We start from the raw sequence: 21,425 nt of genomic DNA on the forward strand, positions 1-21,425 counted from the left end.
CTGTGCGCGCTCCGAAAACCTGCTAATCTCGCTGCGCTTTCATCCCTTCGCGTTCCCACGAGGCCTCCATGCCCGTTCAGGCGCAAGCCAAGGTCCGCCCGCTCGACGAGCTCGACATCGGGGCGATCGTCAAGATCGACGAGCGCATCACCGGCATCTACCGGCCCGAGATCTGGGAGCAGCGGGTGGGCTATTACCTGCGTCGCGACCCCGAGTCCTCGCAGGTGGCCGAAGTCGGCGGGAAGGTCGTGGGTTTCATGCTGGGAGACGTCCGCGGCGGGGAGTTCGGCATCGAAGAGCCCAGCGGCTGGATCGAGCGCTTCGGGATCGATCCCGACTACCGGGGCCGCGATCTGGGCCGACAGCTCTATGGCGCCATGCTGGAGACCTTCCGCGCGCGGGGAGCGTCGATGGTCCGCACGCTGGTCGACGAGCAGGACCAGGCCGTCGCGGGGTTCCTCGCGGCGCTGGGATTCAAGCCGTCGCCGATGCGCGCCCTGGTCATGCCGGTGCCGTCGTCACGGGAGTCATGATGAAAGTCGCGAACACCACGCTGGAGAAGAAGTATCACGATGCCGTCGAGCACTGGCGCCGGCACTGGATGCCGGACTACGAGCTCCTGATCAAGAGCTGGGACAAGTACTTTCCCAAGGACGAGGCGTTCTGCCTGTGCGCGAAGATGGAGATCGGCACGCCGGACACCGTCCCGGTCGGGGATCACGCGGGCGAGAAGAAGCGGCTGAAGCCCAGCGAGCTGACCGAAGAGGAAGCCCGGCATCTGCTGGCCATCATCCGCGCCCAGGCATCGACCGAGTTCGGCTCCATCCAGCAGCACGCCGGCACGCTGGCCCGCGCCCAGGACGATGAAGACCGCTTCTGGGTGATGCGGGTGATGGCGGAGGAGCTGCGCCACGGATATCAGATGTTCCACCTGCTCCTCTCCGAGGACTGGAGCAAGGCCTCCGGCGGCTTGAAGGGCGAGGATATGGTGGAGGAAGTGCTCTCGATGGGCACCGGCTCGCACGTCCTCGACGCCTTCAACCTCGACTACGACTCCTTCATCGACAACATCTGCTTCGCCGCTCTCATCGACCGGGTCGGCAAGTACCAGCTCACCATGCAGAAGGCCTGCGCCTACAAGCCCATGGCCGACAGCATGCCGCCGATGCTGCGCGAAGAGGCCTTCCATCTCGCCGCCGGGGTCATCCCGCTCCGCCGCTGGGCGAAGCGAGCCGCCGAGGGCGACCCCTACGTGACCATGGAAGCCATCCAGAAGTCGTTCAACAAGTGGTTCCCGCGCGCGCTGGAGATGTTCGGTGACGAGCGCGGCGGCGAGACCAACGTGAAGTTCGGCTTCAAGGACATGAAGAATCGCGAGGCCCAGGATCTCTACATCGAGGAGGTGCGTCGCATGGTGCGCGACATCAACCTCCGGTTCCTGCGGGCGCGCTTCCCCGGCCAGTCGCTGGAGGCCGTCGAAGGCATCCTCGACACGCTCGAGCGCGATCACGGACGCCACGATGGCGTGGCATGGACGGACCTGCTGCGATTGCCGGACGCTCGATTCTTCCGCCGCAAGGGCGAGCCGGCCTGGACGATGATCGGGGCCGATGGGGAGTCCTTCGCCGACGCCGACACCTACCTGCGCTATCTGGCCACTCAGCTCTCCGACGGGTACATGGCGAGCCGCGACATGAAGCTCTACGGGGACGGCCTTCGCAAGGTCGCCGCCTCGGAGTGGAGCCCGGCCGAGGCCACCCAGCACATGCCCAAGCTCCGCCGCGTGGGCGGCAACTGTCCTTGTTCGCGCGCCGTGCGATGGGTGGTCGACGAGCCCGCCGCCAAGCACCCGTCCTGAAGACTCCTTAGGCTTCCTTCCATGCCGGCGCGCGGCGTCGTGGCCTACTTCTGCATGGAGTTTGGACTCGACGAGTCGTTTCCGATCTATTCGGGCGGCCTTGGCGTCCTCGCGGGCGACTTCGTCAAGTCTGCGCACGATCTCGAGCTCCCCCTCGTGGCGGTGGGTCTGTGCTGGGAACGCGGCTATGGCGTCCAGCGGATCGATGAAGGCGGACGGCCGACCTACGAATACCCGCCAGTCGACCGCAGCTTCCTCGAGGACACGGGCGTCCGCGTGCGCGTCCGCGTGCGCGGCGTCGAAGTGCCGTGCTCGGTGCTGGTCACCACCCGCTTCGGCAACGCGCCTCTCTACATGATCCAGCCCTATCGGGACGAGCACCGCTGGATCACGCGCCGGCTCTACGAGGCCGGCAACGACGTGCGCATCGCGCAGGAGATGCTGCTCGGGATCGGCGGCGTGCGGGCGCTCAACTGGCTGGGCTTCGAGGTGTCGACCTACCACTTCAACGAAGGCCACGCGGTGTTCGCCGGCGTGGAGATGCTGGCGGAGCGCATGGCCGGGGGCATGACGTTTCCCGACGCATGGGACGACACTCGGCGGCGCATCGTCTTCACCACGCATACCCCGGTGCCCGCCGGCAACGAGGTGCACGGCATCAAGGACCTCCGCCGCATGGGCGCCTGTCTCGAGCTGTCCGGCGCGGAGGTGCGCGCGCTCGGCGGCGACCCGTTCAACATGACGGCGGCCGGCCTGCGGCTGGCGCGCAGGGCCAACGCCGTCTCGGCGCTCCACGGCGAGACCACGCGCGCGATGTGGGCCAGAGTGGACAAGGCCGCTCCCATCGTGTCGATCACCAATGGCGTGCACCGCAAGACCTGGCAGGCCCCGGCGATCGCCGCCGCGGCCGGCGATGCGCGGTCGCTGCGTGCCGCCCGCCAGGATCTGCGCAAGGAGCTGGCGCTGGAAGTCGCGAGACGCAGCGGACGCCCGCTCGTTCCCGAAGCCCTGGTGATCGGCGTGGCCCGGCGCGCCGCCGGGTACAAGCGCGGCGATCTCATCCTGCGGGACGAGGCGCGGCTCGAGGCTCTGATGGAAGCGCGGCCCGTGCACATCGTGTTCTCCGGCAAGGCACATCCTGACGACGCGACCGGACAGGCCATCGTCGCCCGCCTGGCGCGCGCCCAGCACGAGCACGAAGGCCGCGTGTGGTTTCTCGAGAACTACGACCTGGCGCTCGCGCGCCTGCTGACCCGCGGATGCGACGTCTGGCTCAATCACCCGGTCCGGCCGCTCGAGGCTTGCGGGACATCCGGAATGAAAGCGGCGCTGAACGGCGTTCTCAATCTCAGCGTGCTCGATGGCTGGTGGGCGGAAGCCTGCGAGCACGGGGTGAACGGCTGGGCGATCGGGGACGAGCGCGCGGGAGAGGACACGAAGGATCTCCAGGCGCTCTACGATGTGCTCGAGCGTGAGGTGCTGCCGGCGTGGGCCGACCAGGAGCGCTGGACCACCATGATGCAGGCCAGCATCCTGACCGCGGAGCGCCGGTTCACCTCGGAGCGGATGGTGAAGGAGTACTTCGAGCGCCTCTACGAGACGCCGCCGCCCGTCGACTAGCCGGTCAAGGCTGCTGGCCGACCGGCTCGATCGTCAGAAGCCATTCCACGTATTCCTCAGGGAGCCGGTGGTGCTGCGCGCCTCGCAGCAGCGCGTCGAGATACCGCCGCGAAGGCGCGGACGGATTGGACTGGCGTGGCAGGTACGTGGTCGCTCTCACCCGGCGGGGCGCCGAGCCATCCTCGGGACGCACCAGCTCGACGGTCACCGTCTCGCGCTCGTAGAGGTTGTGCTGATTGCCCGGGCCCTTCCACCCCTCGTGGGCGTCGAGGGCGGACTGATCCGCTTCGGTCAGCTCGTGGAGCACGCCCCACACCTTCTGGCCGTGCGCGTGCACCAGCCCGGCGACACCGCCTTCCCATCGGTGTGAGTACAGAGGAAATCCGAGGCGATGGTCGGGAATCATGGCCAGTCCGACCACGCGGTGGCCCGGACACATGGCCTTCATCTCGTTGGGATCCAGGTCCGATCCGTACGCGAAATAGTGCATGGCGGTCCTCGCGAGGCAGCATACTCCAGCGGAAGGGCCCGGCCTATCGCCGGGTTCCCGGGCACCGGGTTGAGCGCCCGCGCGGCACGCCGCTATGATGCCGCGTCCCCACCGTCACGCTCGTGGCGTGGATTCGATCCCGGAGAGTCTCGGCCACCGATGTCCATCGATCTGCTCGTCTTTGGGCCGCATCCAGACGATGCCGAAATCGGCGCCGGCGCCACCCTCCGCAAGGTGAAGGCGCTCGGACATACGACCGGAATCGTGGACATGACGACCGGCGACATGGGCTGGGGCACCCCGGAGGCCCGCCTCGAGGAGTGTGCGCAGGCCGCTCGCATCCTCCAGCTCGACGTACGCGAGAACCTCGACCTCGGCGATGGCCGCATCGAGGACACCTTCGAGAACCGGTGCAAGGTCGCGACGGTGATCCGCAAGCATCGCCCGCAGATCGTCATGGCGCCGTACCACACGCTGCCCATCGGCCGTGGCCTGGGCCACAACGACCACTACAAGACCGGGCAGATCGTGGCCAACGCGTACAACCTCGCCCATCTGCGCAAGGCCCCGATTCCGGGCGAGCCGCACCAGGCCAAGGCGATCTACTTCTACTTCCTGCCCCCCGGTACGCCGCCGACGTTCGTCGTCGACGTGACGGACCACGTCGAGGACTGGCTGGCTGCGCTCGACTGTCACCAGACGCAATTCCACAATTCCGAGCGTCCGCGTCCCGCGACGCTGCCGAGCGTTCGGGACGTGTTCGAGACCTACGCGCGCTATTGGGGATGGCAAGTCGGGGTGAAGTACGGTCAGGCGTTCCTCTCGACCGCCCCACTCCGAGTCGGCGACCCATTGGGTCTCGTGCGCGACGTGATTCCGCGACCCTGATCGCACGCCGCCGTTGACGCTGCGGGGGCGCGCATTCTAAAGTCATAGCCTGCTTAGCCGATACCAGGGACGGCATCGGATCCTCAACCGGGAGGTTCACCATGTCGCTGCGCCTCCAGCGACCGTATTTGTTCCTGCTCCTCGCCTGCTCGATCGCCCTTCCGGCCACGGCCGCGGAATCGGCCCCCATTCCGGACGCTTTCCAGCCCACCGTGCTCACCGCCTCGACCGGCGGGACCAAGAAGAAATCGACCACCCGCCGGAAGCGGCGGCGGGCGCGCCGCGCGCCTCCACAGGGAGGGGTCTACGCTCGTCACGCCGTGGTTCTCGATCCGTCGACCGACGAGATCCTGTACGAGAAGAACGCGGCCGTGACCGTGCCGATCGCGAGCCTCTCCAAGCTGATGACCACGATGGTCTTCCTCGAGCAACACCCCGATCTCGACCGCGAGGTGGAGGTGAAGCGCGTGGACATCCTGGGCGCGGGCAAGACGCACCTCAGGCCTTCCGAGACGCTGGCGCTTCGCGACCTCCTCCACATGAGTCTGATGTGCTCCGACAATGCCGCCACCCGGGTCCTGGTGCGCGAATCGGGGCTGTCGTCGGAGGACTTCCTGGCGAGCATGAATCGCAAGGCCGTCGAGATCGGCCTGGCCCGCACCCGCTTCGTCGAGTTCACCGGACTCGACGAACGGAATGTCTCCACGGCGGCCGATTGCGCGCGCCTGCTGCGCGCCGCGGCCGAGAATTCGACGATCCAGACCATCACGACGACCCGCTCGTACGAGTTCTACGGGCGTTATCGTTCCCGCAATCGTCCCCATGCGGTTTACAACACCAACCGTCTGCTGTACGGCCGCTACGAGATCCGCGGCGGCAAGACGGGCTTCATCTCGGAAGCCGGCTACTGCCTCGCGACCTGGGTGCACACCCAGAGCCGCGACATGATCGCGGTCGTCCTCGGCGCCCCGACCCCCGCCACCCGCTTCGCGGACGTCGTCCGCCTGGTTCAGAAGACCTCGGCACCCAGCGCCACCCACACCAACTAGCGCGCGATGCGCGCCCGCGACCGGGTCGATTCCCTGCTCGGGGGCGCGCTCGCCGGCTTCGGGAGCGGGCTTTTCGGGGTGGGCGGCGGCCTGCTGCTGGTTCCGATCCTCACCCGCCGCTTCCATTGCTCCCAGCATCAGGCGCACGGGACCTCCCTGGCCGTGATCGGGCTCACGGCGCTGGCCGGAGTCGCGGTCTACGCCTGGCACGGCCACGTCGAATGGGCGACCGCCGCGGTGGTCGCGGTCGCCAGCGCGATCACGGCACGCTTCGGCGCCCGTCTCACCACACGCTTCTCCTCGGTCGGGCTCTCCCGGGCCTTCGCGCTCTTCCTGGTGGTCGTGGCGATTCGCCTGCTGCTCAGGATTCCCGAGCCATCGGCCGTCTCGTTCCATCAAGGCTGGACCGGGCTCGCGGTCGACCTGGCGCTCGGAAGCGGCGTGGGGCTGATCGCCGGCTTCATGGGGGTCGGAGGGGGCATTCTCGCGGTCCCGGTCTTCACGCTGGCGCTCGGCATGACGCAACAGGCGGCGCAAGGCACGTCACTGGCCGTGATCATGGTGTCCGGCCCCGCGGGCGCCATCGAGCACGCGCGCCATGGACACGTCGTCGGCTCGCTCGTGCCGATGCTCGCGATCGGTTCCCTGCTGGGCGCGCCGCTCGCGTCCTGGGTCGCTCAGCTGCTCCCGCACGCAGTCCTCGTGCGCAGCTTCGCCGTGTTCCTCCTGATCAACGCCGTCCTCACCTGGGTGCGACCACCTCGGCAGAGCCGCCCGAGCTGACCTCCACCGGCGGGTGAGCTGACCCAAATCGTGGCGATCGAGAGTCAAAGCGACCCAGTCTATCCCAGAAGCGAGCGTCGGGAGCGCGGTCAGCCGGCGTATTCCGCCCAAGCGTCGCAACGAGTTGCGGCATTTGTCCCACTCCGGACCTCGGCGGCCGGCGAATTGCATCTCATAAGCGGAAAACGACGGGTTGTCTGCTCCCCTACCACTCCAGGAGCCCGATGCCCAAGTCACCACGGAAACCCGCGCCACGCCTCGCGGCGGATGGACTCCCGCGCGTCGCCGGCAGAACGCCGCCGCCGCGAAGCAGGGAAGGAATGCTGTCGGTCGGCAGCCCGCTGCCGGTCGAAGTCGCACGCCAGGCGCAGCGCGAGATGGATCGCCTTCGCCGGCTCCCGCCGGGAACGCCCGAAGCCGCGCAGGTGCGCGTCTATCTCCACTGGCTGTGGTCGCTGCCCTGGGACATCACCTCGTCCGAAGATGCGGACCTGAGCCAGGTCGAAGCGGTCCTGAACCGCGACCATCTCGGTCTTCCCAAAGCCAAGGAGCGCATCCTCGAGTATCTGGCGGTGCGCCAGCTCAAGCCCGACCTTCCCGGACCGGCGTTGTGCCTCGTGGGTCCGCCGGGAACCGGCAAGTCCTCGATCGGCGCGGCGGTGGCGCGCGCGCTCCAGCGGCCATTCGCGCGCATCAGCGTCTCGGGAACATCCCATGTCGAAGATCTGATCGGAATCTCGCGCAATGTTCCCGGCGGGCAGCCGGGCAAGCTCCTGCGCGCGCTGCGTGACGCCGGCACCCGCAATCCGGTCCTGATGATCGACGGCGTCGACCGGCTCCACGGCGAAGGCGGATTCGAGATCATCGAGATGCTGCTCGAGCTGCTGAACCCCGAGAGCAGCTGCCGCTTCACCGACCGCTATCTCGGCCTGCCGGTGGATCTGTCCCACGTCATCCTCCTCCTGTGCGCCAACAGCATCGACTTCGTCCCGGACGCGCTCGAGGAGCACCTGGACGTCATCGAGGTCCCGGGATACAGCGAAGAGGAGAAGCTCGAGATCGCGCGCCGCTTCTTGCTGCCGCGGCAGCTGGCCGCGCACGGACTCACCGCTCGCGACCTCACGGTCTCCGAGCCGGCGCTGCGCGAGGTCGTGCGTCACTACACACTGGAAGCGGGCGTCCGCGGCCTGCAGCGGCAGCTCGCGACGCTGTGCCGCAAGGTCGCGAGGGCACGCGCCATGGGCAACCGCGCACGCCACGCGGTCGGCCCGCAGAGTCTCGAGCGCTACCTCGGTCACCGCCTGTACGCGCACGAGGCGCTGGACAAGGAAGACGAGGTCGGCGTCGCCAACGGCCTGGCCTGGACCGCGGCCGGGGGCGAGATCCTGGTGGTCGAGGCGCTGAAGATGCCGGGCTCCGGTCGCGTGCTCACCACCGGGCAGCTCGGCGAGGTCATGAAGGAGTCGGTGCAGGCGGCGCACTCCTACGTGCGCTCACGCGCGGACATGCTCGAGATCGATGCGGAGGCCTTCTCGAACTACGATATCCACATCCACTTTCCCGCCGCCGGCGTACCGAAGGACGGCCCCTCGGCGGGCATCACCGTGGGGCTGGTCATCGCCTCGGTGCTCAGCGACAAGCCGATCCGTCACGATGTCGCGATGACGGGCGAAGTGAGCTTGCGCGGCAGGGTGCTGGCGGTGGGAGGCCTGCGCGAGAAAGCGATCGCGGCCTATCGGGCGGGCATCCGGGCGCTGATGTTCCCGACCGTCAATCTCAAGGACGTCGGCGACATTCCCGAAGACGTGCGCGCGCACCTCGAGCTGGTCGCGGTCGCGAACATGGACGAGGTGTTCGCCGCGGCTCTGCACAAAGTGATCGTTCCGCAGCGCGTGGCCGGGAACTTCGTCATCGAGATCGACGACGACGAGGAAGGCGAAGTCGAGATCGACACGTCGGAGCTCGGCCGCTCGGCGCGCGGCTCGCGCCGGCGTTAGCTCCTCAGGGCTCCGAAGCCTCCACGTCCTCGTCCCGAACCGAACCACCTTCGGCCAGCGCCTGGAGATAGTCCGCGATGATGCTCCGGGCTTCCGCGGCGCAGGAACGCGCCACCAGAATCTCCCCCCAGGCGGACGTCGACCAGTCGCGCCGCACGGTGCCGTAGCCCGGCAGCGTCGCGGCGCGCAGCACTGCCGGAAGCCCATGGTGCTCGAGGATTCCGCACAGCAGGGCGCCGGCCACGGCGTCGGGGACGCGATGCACGACTTCGGCCACATCGTCCTCGCGCGTGCGAGCCGGCTCCAGAACGGCGCGACATCGCGGACACGCGACCACCGCCGGAGGGTAGTGGCTTCCGCACTCCGGACACTCGCCCATGGCTCAGCCGACTCCCGCCGCCGCGGCGCGATGGCGGATGAGGCTCGCGGCCTCCGCCACGTCCTCGCGGCGCGTGGCGAGCGACAACCGCACCCGGTCGCCGAACTCCGGCCCAAAGGCGGTTCCGGGCAGCACGGCCACGCCGAAGCTCAGCCACTCGTCGACCAGCGCCCAGATGTCGCGCTCCTGACGGGCGGCCGATACGTCGGCGAACGCGTAGAAGGCGCCGCGCGGAGCGGGAACGGTGACCGCCGCACAGCCCTCCAGGCCGGTGAGCAACAGGTCGCGGCGCTCTTCGTAGGCTCTGCGCATGCGATCGACGTCGTCCTGAGGGCCGGTGACCGCGGCCAGGGCGGCGCGCTGAACCGAAGGAAAGACGCCGTGCGTGGTGTAGAAGGCGAGCAGCGGCCCCATCACGGGCCGCAACGCAGGCGGCGAGACCACATAGCCGATGCGCCACCCCGTCATGGCGTAGGACTTCGACATCGTGAACACGCTCACCGTGCGCTCGGCCATTCCGGGCAGCGACGCGATGCTCACGTGCGCTGCCCCGTCGAACAGAAGGTGCTCATAGGCCTCGTCGCTCACGACCCATAGATCCCGCGCCACCGCCACCTCGGCGATCGCCGCGAGCTGGTCGCGAGAGAGCACGGCGCCGGTCGGATTGTTCGGCGTGTTGAGGTAGATGCCGCGCGTGTCCGGCTCGATGGCCTCCTCGAGCCGGGCCTTGAATGCCACGGGGTCCAGACGATTCTCGAGCAGGTCGAGATAACAGGGCAGGGATCGGTAGCGCGCGCCGTGGACGAAGCCGACCAGCTTCGGAATCGCCATCCAGTGCGGCGAGAGCACCAGCACTTCCTCACCCGAGCCGAGCACGGACTGGAACACGAGGAACAGTCCGTGGGTGCCGCCGTTGGTGAGCACCACGTCATCGGGCTCGCAGCGAATCCCGTTCTCCCGGGCCAGCTTCTCGACCAGCGCTTCGCGCAGGGCCTTCACGCCGCGCTGATCCGGATAGTGGGTGTCGCCCGCTCGCGCCGCGGAGCACAACGCCTCGACGATATGCGGAGGCGTGTCGAAATCCGGCTCGCCGCGCTCGAGATGAAGGATGCGCTCGCCGGCTTGTTCCCGGGCGCGGGCGGCGGCCATGACCTTGCCGAGCTCGGAGGTCATGCGCAGGACGGGGCGATCGGCGACCAGGCGGGGCATCGGAGTCCTCCTGAGGAAGTTCGTCCGGTTCAACTCTAGCACGCCGCCGCGACGGTCCTAAGCCCCGGTGCTCGCTGGTCTTGGGGCGGCACACGGATTGCCTGACACGAGAGCGAAGCGCCCGTGCCCAACACGCGAAGGACCGCGAGCCATGTCGAAGTTCGATCTACGAGACATCTCCCAGCGTTTGTCCGCCTCCAGGGACACCGAGGCGGTGGTCTCCGAATTCCTCGGCTATCTCCAGGACGTACGGCCTGATTGGCGGGCCTCGCTGTCCTTCTATGAAGTCAGCCGGGACGCGCTGGTGAACGTGTACACGCGCCACGGCGCGAACCTGATGCGCCGAGACGTCACCGTTCCCGTCGATCAGCTGCCTCCGCGGCTCGTGCGAAAGTTCTTCCACCCCAGTGCATTTTTCAATGCTCCGGAAAAACGCTCGATCCTGGCCAACCTGTTCAAGGCCTCGCCGTTCTTCGAGCCCGATCAGCACGAGGCCATGGCCATCCAACCGTTGTGCTTTCACCCATCCTGGAACGGCTGCGTCTGCCTGCCGCTCGCCGACCAGGAGGACCTGCTCGCGCTGCTGACGATCATCAGCGAGAAGAAGGGCGCATTCGGCGGCCGCGCGATGGACGACGTCGTGCCTCTCAAGAACATGGCGGCGCTCGCGCTGGCTCAGCGCCTGTACCGCTCGGCGCGCCGGGCGGGGGTGCCCGAGAGCCCCAAGGCGGCCGCCAGCGAGTTCCAGGATCGCATCCGTGCGATCCACAGCGAACCCACCGACCTCGCCGAGCAGAACCAGATCAAAGCGGACCAGCTCGAGCAGCTGAATCGCGAGCTCGAAACACTCGACCGCAGCTCGAACGAGTACCAGCAAGAGCTCGAGCGGGTGAAGAACCAGCTGTTCGCGCTCGAGGAACAGTCGTCCGCCGCCGCCGAGCACTTGCGCGAGGCGCAGACGCAGGTGAGTGAAGCGAAGGGCCGGGTCGCCGAGCTGCAGCGGACCATCGGCTTCATGAAGGAAGTCTTCCAGGTGCTGGGCCAGGAGTACGACAGCGACGAGTTCTCCCGCACCATGGTGACCTGGTTCTGCGAACACTTCCGGGTCGAGCGCTGCAGTCTGATGAAGCTCGAGGAGAGCCACCACACGCTCCACATCGCCGCCTCCCGGGGCGTCGATCCAGGCGTCGCCGAACAGGTGAGGGTTCGTCTCGGTCAAGGCATCGCGGGCTGGGTGGCTCACCACCGAAAGCCTCTGCTGATGCGGGTGAAGAGCGACGAGAGCCCGGTTCAGCACACCCACCAGGACGCCTACAACTCGGACTCCTTCGTCAGCGTGCCGATGGTCTTCAACAGCCGCCTCGCCGGGGTCCTGAACCTGAGCAACAAGGCGGGCGGAGCGCCGTTCGACGAGTTGGATCTCGACCGAGCGATGCTGGCGGCTTCCGTGCTCGCCATGATCCTCGGCAGCCGCGATCTGGCGCGGGGCGCCGCCTAGCGCCTTCGCGACCGCGCGGGCGCCCGAATCCGAACCGCTGGAATGGCGGCGTCGCGAAGCTCATCGAGCGCCCGTCGATGCGCGGCGAAGGCGATGCGGCGCGGGAGGCGCGAGAGCCGCCAGTAGCGCGCATCGATCGCATCGTCTCCCGGCTTGAGCCGGCCCCCGGTGCGCTCGGCGGTGTAGAGAATCAGCACCGCCCGGACACGCGGATCGTCGAATCCGGCGTAGACGCCGAACAGACCGGTGAGCCGCGCCGAGAGACCGGTCTCCTCGAACAACTCGCGCAGCGCGCAGCGCTCGGGAGACTCCCCGTACTCCATGAAGCCGGCGGGCACGCACCAGGCGCCGGCGGCCGGCTCGAACTTCCGCTTCACCAGCAGGACGCCGCCACTCTTGCGTAGCAGGATGCCGGCGGCGGGAGCGGGATTGCGGTAGTGAATGTGCCCGCATTCGGGGCACGTGGCCCGAGGCCGGCCATGATCGTCGCGCCTCACCAGCCGGGTGCCGCAGCGAATGCAGTAGCGAAGGCGATGCGACATGGGAGTGGGCAGACTACGAGCGCGCTCGTGAGCCGCGCAAGGCCACCCAACGCAGAGCCCGGCCAGCAGGCCGGGCTCGCGTGAAGCTCTCGCGGTCTCCAGGCGGATCTAGTCCTCGTCCTCCATGTCGTGCAGCTTCTCGCGGAGCTGCCGGACCTCTTCGCGCAGCTGACGCAGCTCCTCGCTGTCGCTTTCGCGAGACGCCCGGCGGCGCATCTCGGATTCGCGCGGACGGGTGAGGGTCATGCCGCGGCCAGACCGCCCGATCCACATGGGCTCGGGCACTTCTTCGAGCTCGGCCTGGACCGTGCGGCGCGCGCCCTTGCGCATCACCGTGATCGAGACATTCCCCTCGTCGCGATCACGCAGCGCATCCACGAGATCGTCGTAGTCGGAGATCCGGTGGCCGCCGACATCGGTGATGACGTCTCCCGCCCGGAGTCCGGCTTTCTCGGCCGGGCTGTCGTCGATCACCTCGGTGATGAGGACCCCCTTGCCTTCCGGAGCCTCGAAGTAGGTTCCGAGGTCCCCACTCAGGGCTTCGACACGGACCCCGAGGCGTCCTCGCCCCGAGCCGCGAAACATGTAGGTGTGAGTGTCGGCGTGACGGCGCATCTCCTTCTTGAAGTCCTCATCCATCACGTGGGGCAGCTTCTTGAGGTCTTCGAGGTCTTGGAGGTCCGTTTCGTACCGGCTGCCGCGCTCCGCGAGCTGGGCGCTCACGGTGCGGCGCTGCCCATTGCGCATCAGCGCCACCGAAATGGCCTGCCCGACTTTCGCCGACTGGATGACCTCGGTCAGCTGCTCCGGCGAATTGATGCGCCGCGAATTCACGCTGAGCAGAATGTCGCCTTTGCGGATACCCGCCCGGGATGCGGGGCTGTTGCTCACGACCTGCGACACGAGAACTCCTTCGCCTTCGTAGTCGAGGCCTTCACGCAGTCCTTCGCTGAGGGATTGCGTGCTCACTCCGAGCCAGGGCACCTGCTGGTCCTGAGCGAGCGCCGGCCCGGCGGGGGGACCGGTGAGTCCGGCCACGAGCATCGTGACCAGCATCAGGCCGCCCCAAATGCCCAGCTTTCGCATCGTTTTCCTCCTTGTGCTAGCGTCCACGCGTCACCCGCGGGCCTAACGGTCGCCAGTATGACGCCTCTACACGCGGCGTGGTTCCCCGAACTTCTCGATCGCGGCCATCCCTGCCCCCAACGAGCCCATGAACGTCAATGAGGTGTTAAGCCTGCGCCTCACCGACCTCGAGCTGGGCGGCAAGGCCCTGGCGCGGCACGAAGGCAGGGTGGTCTTCGTGGACCGCGGGCTCCCCGGCGACGAGGTCTCCGCCCGGCTCACCCGTGTGCGCGCGCGTTATGCCGAGGCCAGGCTGGAGCGCATCGACGTGCCCGGCGGCGAGCGCGTGGCGGCTCCCTGTCCGCATGTGACTCGCTGCGGAGGATGCCGCTTCCAGGATCTCGACTACTTCGCACAGCTCCGCCTCAAGGAACGGCTCGTGCGCGAGACGCTGATCCACCTCGGAGGCCTCGAGAACCCGCCGGTTCGAGCCATCGTGCCGGCGCCGGAGATCTTCGGCTATCGGAACAAGATGGAGTTCAGCTTCCATCCCGAGGCCGATGGGGGCGCCGTCCTCGGCCTGCACGAGCGCGGCACCTTCGACCGCGTGTTCCCCGTCCAGGATTGCCTGCTGCCGAGCCGGCTGACCGTCGACATCGTGCGGCGCACACAGGCCTTCGCCGAGCAGCGGCGGTGGCGCGCCTATCATCCTCGTCACCACGTCGGCGACGTTCGGTATCTGGTGGTGCGCCACCTGCCGCACACGGATCAGTGCGCGGTCCATCTGGTCTCGGCGGCCGACCACATCGATGGGCTCGAGGAATGGGCGCGCGAGATTTCCGCAATGTCTCCGAGCGTGCGCACGGTCACGCTGGTCCTCAACCGCTCGCGCGCGAACGTGGCGGCGGGAGAGTCCGAGCGGGTGCTGCAAGGAGACGGGGTGATCGTCGAGCGACTGCAGGGTCTCGAGTTCAGGGCGACCGCGGGAGCCTTCCTCCAGACCAACAGCCGCCAGGCCGAAGCGCTCTATGCGAAGTCTCTCGAGGCCGCCGATCTGGCGGGCCACGAGACCGTGCTCGACCTCTACTGCGGGACTGGAACGCTCACCCTGATGCTGGCAAGAGGCGCCCGCGAGGCCGTCGGGGTGGAGAGCGAAGTTCAGGCGATCGAGGCCGCCACCAACAACGCCCGGGAGAATCAGGTGGGCAACGCCCGCTTCGTCGCCGGAGAGGCGAGGCGGGTGCTTCGCGAGTGGGCCCGCGGCGAGCGCCGGGATCCGGTGCGGCCTCAGGTCGTGGTGGTGGACCCGCCACGCGCCGGACTCCATCCGCGGGTCGTGGCGCGAGTGGCCGAGCTGCGCCCGGCTCGCGTGGTCTACGTGTCATGCAATCCGGCCACGCTGGCCCGTGACCTCAAGGACTTTCGCGGGCTCGGCTACGCGCTCGAGTCCGCGACCCCGTTCGACATGTTCCCGCATACGCCCCACATCGAGTGCGTGGCTCGCCTCATCCCGGCGGATCGTTGACAGAGTCTTCGCATCACCCGCACCGGGGGCTGTGCTACGCTTCTTCGCTCATGCGTCTCCTCCCGGCCTCTCTCCTCCTCCTCTCGGTCGCCGCCTGGCCGGCCTTCGCACAGTCCTCCGCCGAGGTGATCGACCAAGGCAATCTCCTCCTCTATCTGCGGGATCAGCCGATCGGCGCCGAGACCTTCGGCGTCGAAGGCCGCGCCGACAGCATCATCTCGGAGGCGCGCTCCTATCGGAAGGCGCGCGCGAACAGCACCGACATGATCGAGAAGCAGATGGTCCTGACGGCGAGCCGCAGCGAGTCCGCCCTGCGCTTCTACCAGAGCAACGAGACCGTCCAGGGAAAGACCTTCATCACCGGGGTGGTGGCCGGGGGTCAGGAGGACACCGCGCTCACCGTCTATCACGAAGAGAGTCAGGGCGCGGGAGTCGCGACGCGCCTGGTCGCGCCGCCGGGCAGGGTATTCGTGCTGGACTCGGGGATGTATTCGCTGTTCAACCTGATCTGTCTCAATCTCCACGGCAAGACGTTCGACACGCGCCCGATCACGCTGCTGACCTTGAGCGCGGTGGGTGACACGGTCATCGAGGCCGAGGTCCGCGATCTCGGCAAAGAGAGCATCCGCTGGGGGAGCAAGCCGGTTCAGGCGCGCAAGCTCCAGCTCAGGGACCGCGGAACCGTCTTCCAGGTCTGGGCGCATCCGACGACCGGGAAGATGCTCCGGCTCGTCCACGAGCCGACCGGGTTGCGCGTCGAGCGCGAGGCCCCGGCCGTGAAGAAGCGCTCGACCCCGACGCCGAAGCCCGGCGGCTGAGCCACTCGAGCAGCAGTCGCACGCCGAATCCAGTCGGTCCCCGCCCCTCGTGCGGGCGGACCACCGGCGACCATGCGGTGCTGGCGATGTCGAGATGGGCCCACCGCATGCCCCGCGCGAAGTGCTTGAGGAACACCGCAGCGAGGATCGCGCCGCCTTCCCGCGCTCCCGAGGAATTCACCAGGTCCGCGACCTCACCACGCATCTCGGGCGCGTAGTCGTCCCAGACCGGAAGTCTCCAGATTCTCTCGCCGCTGTCTGCGGAAGCCTGCTCGAGCTCGGAGGCCAGCGCGTCGTCGTCCGTGAACATGCCCGCAGCCAGGTTCCCCAGCGCGATGCTGACCGCTCCGGTCAGCGTGGCCAGATCCACGACGACCTCGGGCTCATAGCGCCGCGCGTAGCCGAGCGCGTCGGCCAGCACGAGGCGGCCTTCCGCATCGGTGTTGGTGACCTCGATGGTGGTGCCGTCCATCGCCCGCACGATGTCGCCCGGCTTGAGCGCGCGGCCTCCCGGCATGTTCTCCGCCAGCGCCAATAGACCGACCACGCGAAACGGCAGGTCCATCTCCGCAAGTGCTGCGAAGGCGCCGAGGACGGCCGCCGCCCCGGACATGTCGTACTTCATCTTGCCCATGTTCTCCCGGGGCTTGAGCGAGATGCCTCCCGTGTCGAAGGTGACGCCCTTGCCGATGAGGACCACCGTAGGGGTCTTCGCCGAGCTCCTGCCGCCGCGCTCGAGAACGACGAACCGGGGCGGATGGACACTTCCGCGACCGACGGCGAGCAGCGCGCCCATGCCGAGCTTCTCGAGCCGCCGCACGTCGAGCACCTCGACTCGCGTGCCGGCACTCTCGAGCTCGCGCGCGCGGTCCGCGAGCCGCTGCGGCGTGAGATCCTGACCCGGCGTGCTGGCCAGATCCCGAGCCAGACACGTCCCTTCCGCCCACTGGCGGCCGCGCTCCACGGCGGTCTCGATCGCTCGCGCGACATCCGGCTCGCGCTCGACGATCGTGACCTGGCGCAGCGGAACGCCCGGCTCGGTGCGATAGGCGGAGAAGCGGTACGCGCCCAGCACCACGCCTTCGGCGGTCGCCTGCGCCGCGCGATCCGGGGGCAGGCCACCGGACCCAGCGCCGAACACGACGGTCACGAGCGTGCCGGCGCGCATGTCCCTGGCGCGGCGTGACACGGCCGCGGCCGCCAGCCGGGCTCTGGCAAGCGTGAAGGCCTCGCGCGCGCCGAGACCCACCAGGATCAGGCGTTTCGCCCCGAGCCCCCGTGGATAAATCAACGTCACCTCGAGGAAGCGACCCGTGAAATCTTTTTGCAGGATCAACCTGCGAACGGCGCCGCGAGTTGCACGATCGACCGCTGCCGCGGCCCCGGTCAGTGGGCGCCCTTCGAAGATTCCGAGCGCCAGGGCGTCGGATTTCTGGCGGATGATGTTGCCATGGCGGGTGATGACCTTCATCGCGACCTCCTGTCCGGGCCGCGCAGCGTATCGGAAGCTCGACGCCCTCCCAAGAGGTTCAAACTTCGTCACATCCTGAGACATTCGATGCGCGGTGCACGCCTTTCCTTGAATCTGGGGCCCGGGGCGGGCATGTTTAGCGGCATCGAGCCTTCGAACCGGAACAGCCGTTGCTTGGGAAACCGGGCATCGCAGCTCGTTGGACTTTCGCTCGTCCTTGGGCGTAATTCCTAGGCGTTCGTCGATCCTTCGCGAATGGCTCGTCGAGACGTCAGTTCACGCGCTCCCAGGAAGGGGTCGCGGTGGAGCCAGCCCTCGGAGGCTGGCGCCCAATCGAGCCGGCCATGGCGCCGGCAACCAAAGGAGTGATCATGCGACGCATTTCCCAACTCTTCGGCGCCACCCTGCTCGTGATCGCGGCCGCAGGCTGTGGCGGGAATAAGCAGCAAGCTCAGGAGTCCTCGGTGGACAGCCTGCTCGCGACGAACCCGTCGGAGCAGACGTCCGGGGACATCACGCCTCAGCAGGAGTATCAGCAGCAGCCCGAAGCGCCTCCGGTCTCCACTCCGGTGAGGCCCGCGGCGACGCGCCCGCGCACGACGACGACGCGGCCGGCCAGCTCGACCCGTGCCTCGCAGTCGGAGCAACCCGGAGTGACCCTGCCCTCGGGCACCCCCATCAAGGTTGCAGTCTCCGCGCGCGTCACGTCCGAGACCGCGCAGCCCGGAGATACCTGGACCGGAAGCGTGCAGGAGCCGGTGGTCGTGGGTGACCGAATCGTGATCCCGGCGGGCAGCACCGTCACCGGCGTCGTGAGCGGCGCCAAGGCGGCCGAGAAGGGCAGCCGCGCCTTCCTCGTCATGTCGGTGAAGTCGATCGACGTCAATGGCCGGAGCTATGCGGTGTCGGCGAGCGCCGACAGCCTGATCGCAGGCTCCACGCGGGCTCGGAACGTCGGCGCCGTCGCGGGCGGCGCTGCGGCGGGCGCGCTGCTCGGCAAGGCGATCGGGGGCAGCGGCAAGGGCGCTCTGATCGGCGGCCTGATCGGCGCCGCGGGCGCGACCGGTGCGGTCGCGGCCTCGAAGGGCTACCAGGTGGAGGTCAAGGAAGGCGCCGAGATGACCTTCAACGTCAACCAGTCGGTGACCATGCGCTGAGACGCACTCGGGAGTCTTGGATCGGGGTGGGCGACGAGCCCACCCCGATTCATTTGAGCTCGACCGTCCCGGCTGGACCGCGAAGAGACCTCCGAGTGGACGAGGAGGTACAATCGGAGCGATCCTTCAGGCGCCGCGCTGATGTGGCTCAATGGCTTGCGGTCGCGACGCCCATGGCACATCGACTGCACAGGTCCATCCACCCGGAACCTGCCCTCTTTGCACGACTTCGGCGCCTCGCGGGCGCCCTGGATGGAGGTCTCATGAGCTTCGCGCGTCGCTGGACACTCGCCATCCCCCTCTTGGCGCTCCTCTCGATCGGATGTGGAAGCAAGGATCCCCTGGCTCCCACGTCTTCCGGCGAGACGGAGGCCCGGCAAACCGCCACCGAAGAGCTGTCCCGTCATCCCGAGCTGGTCGACGACGGGCTCTACGACATTCAGACCCAGGCGCAGACCGAGGTGGAGGCCGGGACGTCGTCGGCCATCGATCCTCTCTTCTTCTGGAGAGACATCCGCCGGGTGACCCGGACCCACGAGGTCGCGTTCGCCGATACCGATTCCACGGGTCAGCCGGCCACCGCCATCGTCACCGTCCACAAGCGTCTCGCCGGTTCCTTCAACATCGTCGTCGGCGACCGCGGGGAAGAAGGGAGCCCGGCCGACGGCCATGTGATCCACAAGCCGCTTCGCGATCACTGGGTGCGGCGCATCCTGCTCAAGCGCGTGGCCCGCATCGATGGCCGTGAGCGGCGGCCCTGGCGCGTGGCGGCGGTGTCGGGAGTGGAAGTGACGTCGCGCGATGCCCAGACGCGGCTTCAGTCCCTGCGCGTCCAGAGTGGCGATCTCGATACCACGATCACGAATCCGCTGGCCTTCTGGCGGCTGCGGCGCGTCATGCAGCTAGAGCCCGAGGCGAGCGTCACGTTGACGGTCACTACCGAGGCATCGGAGGACGTCGTGATCCTCTACGCGCGCGCCCGTCGGGCGCGGTTCCACAACAACGGCGACGGGACGCACACCCTCACCTGGACCGTGGGCGCAATGGACGGATTGCGCCATCTGGGAGTCAACGCGCTGTCCCACGGCACGCTGTTCGACGACGAGGCGCCCTACGACTCGCAGACGTGGATCCTGCCCTACGTCGTGACGCCTACGGAGCTGGCGGACCTGGCTTCCTAGGCCGGCGCTTGGAATGGGCGCGGGCGGTCCGAGCGATCGCCCGCGCGCTCAGTCTCCGCCCGGCTCGCCCGCGGGATCGGGCTGCCGGTTCCGGAACAGCGCCGCCCACTCCTCGAGCTCGGCGCGGCTCAGGGATCCCGGCTTCTCGGGGTCGGCCGCGCGTTGAGGCCCGAGCACGCTGCCCACGAAGAGATCGCTGATCGCCACCGTGGCGCCCATCGCGCGCGCATGACGCGCCACCTCGAGATCCGCGGTCACCACCGTGATGCGGCGGCCACGATCGATCTCCGATTCCACCACGCTTCGGATGACGTCGTCGGCCTTCGCCGGCGGTCGCGACCAGCGCACCTGGACGCGGTCGCTCCCGGTGTGCGTCTCTCCGCCGCCGTCGGCGCCGTCGAACACCACCATGAAGCGCGCCTCGCCGGAGCCGACCGTCCACGACAGCAGATTGATGAGCTTCTCCCTCGACTCCTCGAGGGTGCGCTCGGGTCCGGGACGGAGATCGGGTGAACGGTGGATGAGGTTGTAACCGTCGATGACGATCAGATGCCCATCGGACATGACTTACTGCCTTCCGCCGCGAGCCGTGTGGATGATCACGCCGCCTTCGCCGACCGCCCAGCCGCGGAGCGCGTCGACGAAGAAGACGTCGTTGAGCCTCGAGGCGGTGTGACTGGCCTGCGCCTGCCACGTGACGCCGCCGTCGTCGCTCCGCAGCACCGCTCCCCCCACCATGGCATCGAAGCCCGCGGCATAGCCGATCAGATTCGTGGGGAAGCACACGCCCTCGAGCTGCCGGGTCGGCCCGGCATTGCGCAGCTCCCACTCGACCGAGTCGGGCGTGGCGATGGTGCGCGGCGTGACGCCTTGCGTCCCGACCGCCCACGCGGTGGCCGGCCCGGTGCGCCACACCGCCTCGAGACCCTGGATCGTCGGGGTCGGAACGATGAACCAGATGAGCCCGCGGTCGTGCGTGCCCGCGATCACGCCACCTCCGCCGACCGCCCACCCGTCGCGAGTGCCGGCGAAGGCGACTCCGCGCAGCGCGAAGGTCGTCGGCAGCCGGGTCGAGTGCCACGTGACGCCGCCGTCGAAAGTGCGGACGATGAGTCCAGAGGCCCCGACCACCCAGCCGGTATCGGGCGTGGCGAACCACACGTCATGGAAGGCATCGCCCTCCCCCACCGTGAGAATCCGGCTCCAGCTCTGCCCGCCGTCGGTCGTGTGCAACACGGTGCCCCCGTTTCCGACTGCCCACCCATCGGTTGGGGTGGTGAACCACACGCCGTTCAGGTTGAACGAGGTCCCGCTCGCCGGCCGGGTCCAGCTCGCCCCGGCGTCGTTCGTCACCACCACCGTCCCCCCCGCGCCCACCGCGACGCCGTTCCGGCCGTCCGGCTGGAAGAAGACGCTATTCAGCTCCAGCGTCGTGCCGCTGGCCTGCCGGAACCAGCCGGTATCCGGGAAAACGGTGACCCAGGCGGTGTCGCGATGGCCTCCGGCCTCGACGAACAGCGGCGCGGTTCCTTCCGTGAGGCCCTGGACGCGTCCGGTGCTGGTGACCCCGAAGACCTGCGGGTCACCGCTGGTCCACAGAAAGCCAACGCCGTGTGCGGGATTGCCGAGCGTATCGAACGCGGTGGCGGTGAACTGGACGACCTCGCCGATTTTCAGCGTGTCGACCCCGGGGCTCACCTCCACCCGGGTAAGAGGAACACTCGGTGCTACGGGCGAGGACTTGCTGTCGCAGCCGGCGAGCGCCAGGAGGATCGCAAGCGGCAAGAGCCGGGAAAGCCACCGCATCTGGTGGGACATGGGCATTGATGGTAGACAACTCGACCCGCGACGCGCCAGCACGTCCCGGTCTTGTCGCCGCCGACGGCGATCGCCTA

At 68.3% G+C, this 21,425-nt stretch carries 19 protein-coding genes; 11 read left to right on the plus strand and 8 right to left on the minus strand.

Features of this window, described 5'->3' with window-relative positions:
* Positions 1-68: 68 nt before the first annotated feature.
* From VFQ05_10110 to glgP, 3 genes are read left to right on the plus strand one after another with little or no spacing between them, the layout of a single operon-like run.
* Entirely contained in the window at positions 69-533 is a 465-nt protein-coding gene (locus tag VFQ05_10110; GenBank protein HET9327116.1) for a GNAT family N-acetyltransferase, read from the plus strand.
* Positions 533-1,858 carry a Phenylacetic acid catabolic protein gene (locus VFQ05_10115; protein HET9327117.1) on the plus strand — a complete coding sequence of 442 codons (1,326 nt, stop codon included), beginning with the start codon at positions 533-535 and terminating at the stop codon, positions 1,856-1,858. The genes VFQ05_10110 and VFQ05_10115 overlap by 1 nt, the downstream gene beginning before the upstream one ends.
* Positions 1,859-1,879: 21 nt before the next feature.
* Positions 1,880-3,478: an alpha-glucan family phosphorylase gene (glgP, locus tag VFQ05_10120; protein ID HET9327118.1), complete on the plus strand. Its 1,599-nt coding sequence runs from the start codon at positions 1,880-1,882 to the stop codon at positions 3,476-3,478.
* A gap of 4 nt (positions 3,479-3,482) precedes the next feature.
* On the opposite strand, the gene VFQ05_10125 is transcribed toward glgP, so the two are convergent.
* A complete protein-coding gene (locus VFQ05_10125; GenBank protein ID HET9327119.1) occupies positions 3,483-3,968 on the minus strand; it encodes a gamma-glutamylcyclotransferase family protein in 486 nt (161 codons plus the stop codon).
* Between the two features lie 159 nt (positions 3,969-4,127).
* Between VFQ05_10125 and VFQ05_10130 the strand changes: the two genes are divergently transcribed.
* The 4 genes from VFQ05_10130 (at position 4,128) to VFQ05_10145 (ending at position 8,685) form a co-directional block, all read left to right on the plus strand.
* On the plus strand, positions 4,128-4,856 hold the full coding sequence (locus VFQ05_10130; protein ID HET9327120.1) for a PIG-L family deacetylase: 729 nt from the start codon (positions 4,128-4,130) through the stop codon (positions 4,854-4,856).
* Between the two features lie 101 nt (positions 4,857-4,957).
* Positions 4,958-5,905 (plus strand): serine hydrolase, encoded by a 948-nt coding sequence (locus VFQ05_10135; protein HET9327121.1) that lies wholly within the window; start codon positions 4,958-4,960, stop codon positions 5,903-5,905.
* Between the two features lie 6 nt (positions 5,906-5,911).
* The gene (locus VFQ05_10140) at positions 5,912-6,688 is read left to right on the plus strand and encodes a sulfite exporter TauE/SafE family protein (GenBank protein ID HET9327122.1); all 777 of its coding nucleotides are present in this window, start codon (positions 5,912-5,914) and stop codon (positions 6,686-6,688) included.
* 320 nt (positions 6,689-7,008) lie between these two features.
* The gene (locus VFQ05_10145) at positions 7,009-8,685 is read left to right on the plus strand and encodes a S16 family serine protease (GenBank protein HET9327123.1); all 1,677 of its coding nucleotides are present in this window, start codon (positions 7,009-7,011) and stop codon (positions 8,683-8,685) included.
* 4 nt (positions 8,686-8,689) lie between these two features.
* On the opposite strand, the gene VFQ05_10150 is transcribed toward VFQ05_10145, so the two are convergent.
* Together VFQ05_10150 and VFQ05_10155 are read right to left on the minus strand one after the other, a co-directional pair.
* The gene (locus VFQ05_10150; GenBank protein ID HET9327124.1) at positions 8,690-8,962 is read right to left on the minus strand and encodes a hypothetical protein; all 273 of its coding nucleotides are present in this window, start codon (positions 8,960-8,962) and stop codon (positions 8,690-8,692) included.
* 105 nt (positions 8,963-9,067) lie between these two features.
* Entirely contained in the window at positions 9,068-10,273 is a 1,206-nt protein-coding gene (locus VFQ05_10155) for a pyridoxal phosphate-dependent aminotransferase (GenBank protein HET9327125.1), read from the minus strand.
* Between the two features lie 151 nt (positions 10,274-10,424).
* Between VFQ05_10155 and VFQ05_10160 the strand changes: the two genes are divergently transcribed.
* A complete protein-coding gene (locus VFQ05_10160) occupies positions 10,425-11,771 on the plus strand; it encodes a GAF domain-containing protein (GenBank protein ID HET9327126.1) in 1,347 nt (448 codons plus the stop codon).
* On the opposite strand, the gene VFQ05_10165 is transcribed toward VFQ05_10160, so the two are convergent.
* Entirely contained in the window at positions 11,768-12,313 is a 546-nt protein-coding gene (locus VFQ05_10165; GenBank protein ID HET9327127.1) for an NUDIX hydrolase, read from the minus strand. The two genes, VFQ05_10160 and VFQ05_10165, sit on opposite strands and share 4 nt — an antisense overlap.
* 108 nt (positions 12,314-12,421) lie before the next feature.
* A complete protein-coding gene (locus tag VFQ05_10170; GenBank protein HET9327128.1) occupies positions 12,422-13,399 on the minus strand; it encodes a PDZ domain-containing protein in 978 nt (325 codons plus the stop codon).
* Positions 13,400-13,526: 127 nt separating this feature from the next.
* Here VFQ05_10170 and rlmD point away from each other — a divergent pair, with 127 nt between their 5' ends.
* Positions 13,527-14,903, plus strand: coding sequence for a 23S rRNA (uracil(1939)-C(5))-methyltransferase RlmD (gene rlmD, locus VFQ05_10175; GenBank protein ID HET9327129.1), 1,377 nt, complete (start codon positions 13,527-13,529; stop codon positions 14,901-14,903).
* Between the two features lie 666 nt (positions 14,904-15,569).
* On the opposite strand, the gene VFQ05_10180 is transcribed toward rlmD, so the two are convergent.
* Complete coding sequence (locus VFQ05_10180) at positions 15,570-17,192, minus strand: leucyl aminopeptidase (GenBank protein ID HET9327130.1); 1,623 nt, start codon at positions 17,190-17,192, stop codon at positions 15,570-15,572.
* A gap of 371 nt (positions 17,193-17,563) precedes the next feature.
* Here VFQ05_10180 and VFQ05_10185 point away from each other — a divergent pair, with 371 nt between their 5' ends.
* Entirely contained in the window at positions 17,564-18,349 is a 786-nt protein-coding gene (locus VFQ05_10185; GenBank protein HET9327131.1) for a hypothetical protein, read from the plus strand.
* 263 nt (positions 18,350-18,612) lie between these two features.
* Complete coding sequence (locus VFQ05_10190) at positions 18,613-19,530, plus strand: hypothetical protein (GenBank protein HET9327132.1); 918 nt, start codon at positions 18,613-18,615, stop codon at positions 19,528-19,530.
* Between the two features lie 48 nt (positions 19,531-19,578).
* Here the strand turns inward: VFQ05_10190 and VFQ05_10195 are convergent, their stop codons facing one another.
* Both VFQ05_10195 and VFQ05_10200 read right to left on the minus strand, forming a co-directional pair.
* On the minus strand, positions 19,579-20,094 hold the full coding sequence (locus VFQ05_10195) for an NYN domain-containing protein (GenBank protein HET9327133.1): 516 nt from the start codon (positions 20,092-20,094) through the stop codon (positions 19,579-19,581).
* A gap of 3 nt (positions 20,095-20,097) precedes the next feature.
* Entirely contained in the window at positions 20,098-21,354 is a 1,257-nt protein-coding gene (locus tag VFQ05_10200) for a YCF48-related protein (protein HET9327134.1), read from the minus strand.
* Between the last annotated feature and the right edge of the window lie 71 nt (positions 21,355-21,425).

It is taken from the genome of Candidatus Eisenbacteria bacterium (assembly GCA_035712145.1).
Lineage (GTDB): Bacteria > Eisenbacteria > RBG-16-71-46 > RBG-16-71-46 > RBG-16-71-46 > DASTBI01.

Excerpts from the sequence above, each read along its gene's own strand:
- VFQ05_10110 (HET9327116.1), top strand. The coding sequence starts at position 69 with ATGCCCGTTCAGGCGCAAGCCAAGGTCCGCCCGCTCGACGAGCTCGAC.
- VFQ05_10115 (HET9327117.1), top strand. The coding sequence starts at position 533 with ATGAAAGTCGCGAACACCACGCTGGAGAAGAAGTATCACGATGCCGTC.
- glgP (HET9327118.1), top strand. The coding sequence starts at position 1,880 with ATGCCGGCGCGCGGCGTCGTGGCCTACTTCTGCATGGAGTTTGGACTC.
- VFQ05_10125 (HET9327119.1), bottom strand. The coding sequence starts at position 3,968 with ATGCACTATTTCGCGTACGGATCGGACCTGGATCCCAACGAGATGAAG.
- VFQ05_10130 (HET9327120.1), top strand. The coding sequence starts at position 4,128 with ATGTCCATCGATCTGCTCGTCTTTGGGCCGCATCCAGACGATGCCGAA.
- VFQ05_10135 (HET9327121.1), top strand. The coding sequence starts at position 4,958 with ATGTCGCTGCGCCTCCAGCGACCGTATTTGTTCCTGCTCCTCGCCTGC.
- VFQ05_10140 (HET9327122.1), top strand. The coding sequence starts at position 5,912 with ATGCGCGCCCGCGACCGGGTCGATTCCCTGCTCGGGGGCGCGCTCGCC.
- VFQ05_10145 (HET9327123.1), top strand. The coding sequence starts at position 7,009 with ATGCTGTCGGTCGGCAGCCCGCTGCCGGTCGAAGTCGCACGCCAGGCG.
- VFQ05_10155 (HET9327125.1), bottom strand. The coding sequence starts at position 10,273 with ATGCCCCGCCTGGTCGCCGATCGCCCCGTCCTGCGCATGACCTCCGAG.
- VFQ05_10160 (HET9327126.1), top strand. The coding sequence starts at position 10,425 with ATGTCGAAGTTCGATCTACGAGACATCTCCCAGCGTTTGTCCGCCTCC.
- VFQ05_10165 (HET9327127.1), bottom strand. The coding sequence starts at position 12,313 with ATGTCGCATCGCCTTCGCTACTGCATTCGCTGCGGCACCCGGCTGGTG.
- VFQ05_10170 (HET9327128.1), bottom strand. The coding sequence starts at position 13,399 with ATGCGAAAGCTGGGCATTTGGGGCGGCCTGATGCTGGTCACGATGCTC.
- rlmD (HET9327129.1), top strand. The coding sequence starts at position 13,527 with ATGAACGTCAATGAGGTGTTAAGCCTGCGCCTCACCGACCTCGAGCTG.
- VFQ05_10180 (HET9327130.1), bottom strand. The coding sequence starts at position 17,192 with ATGAAGGTCATCACCCGCCATGGCAACATCATCCGCCAGAAATCCGAC.
- VFQ05_10185 (HET9327131.1), top strand. The coding sequence starts at position 17,564 with ATGCGACGCATTTCCCAACTCTTCGGCGCCACCCTGCTCGTGATCGCG.
- VFQ05_10190 (HET9327132.1), top strand. The coding sequence starts at position 18,613 with ATGAGCTTCGCGCGTCGCTGGACACTCGCCATCCCCCTCTTGGCGCTC.
- VFQ05_10195 (HET9327133.1), bottom strand. The coding sequence starts at position 20,094 with ATGTCCGATGGGCATCTGATCGTCATCGACGGTTACAACCTCATCCAC.
- VFQ05_10200 (HET9327134.1), bottom strand. The coding sequence starts at position 21,354 with ATGCCCATGTCCCACCAGATGCGGTGGCTTTCCCGGCTCTTGCCGCTT.